Annotated in this window: 1 rRNA gene; it reads right to left on the bottom strand. The window is 34.9% G+C overall.

Annotated features, from left to right (window positions below):
- Positions 1–276 precede the first annotated feature (276 nt).
- Positions 277–338: ribosomal RNA gene (locus LQ622_RS14920) — 16S ribosomal RNA — on the bottom strand; the annotation flags it as partial.

The following is a 338-nucleotide window of genomic DNA, read 5'->3' as shown; positions in this document are numbered from 1 at the left end:
ACCGTGCGCCCTTAATAACTTAATCTATATTTCCTTATACATAATGTTTAAGAAAATAACTGTTATTAATCTGTGATGTCGTCTATAAAGACGACGCGCGATTATTAAGCTTGTTGAATTTCGTTAGAAATTCACTCGGTTTTTTGCTTGGTAAAATCTATTTTACTTACTTATCTAGTTTTCAATGTGCAATGTTGAATGTTATAAACATTCAAAACTGAATACAATATGTCTTCGTTATTCCATGACCTAATGGTCATTCCGTAATATCCTTAGAAAGGAGGTGATCCAGCCGCACCTTCCGATACGGCTACCTTGTTACGACTTCACCCCAATCA

The organism is Mammaliicoccus sp. N-M50 (genome assembly GCF_022386995.1).
GTDB classification, from domain to species: domain Bacteria; phylum Bacillota; class Bacilli; order Staphylococcales; family Staphylococcaceae; genus Mammaliicoccus; species Mammaliicoccus sciuri_A.
The sequence above is the reverse complement of the archived record's forward strand: the minus strand, read 5'-3'. Positions and strand labels throughout refer to the sequence as shown.